Raw genomic sequence first — 281 nt, forward strand, 5'->3', positions numbered from 1 at the left:
TATCAGTACTCATCGCAAGAAGCTGACCGCGGAACGTTGGGGTTAACCAGTGTTGATTTTTCGGTAAATCCGACTCAATTATATTCAGCAGCCAGCACCGACAATACTGAAGGCGAGCGTCAACGCTACGTGTTAGCACATAAGCTAATCATGTCATCCACTTCGACGATGGCTACCGACTTTTATTATCAAACCTATTCACAACAATCTCAAGCAATGCAATTTGTTGATGGCGAACAAATTAATAGTGCGTTGCTGTCTCGTATTGCCATGTTTGAAGC

1 protein-coding gene is annotated in these 281 nt (G+C 43.4%); it reads left to right on the forward strand.

Annotated features, from left to right (window positions below):
* The coding region (locus tag AAEZ03_RS26970; RefSeq protein WP_350582876.1) for a hypothetical protein at positions 1-281 on the forward strand (281 nt) is incomplete at both ends.

This window comes from Pseudomonas sp. HY2-MNA-CIBAN-0224 (genome assembly GCF_040310285.1).
Classification (GTDB): Bacteria; Pseudomonadota; Gammaproteobacteria; order Pseudomonadales; family Pseudomonadaceae; genus Aquipseudomonas; species Aquipseudomonas helleri.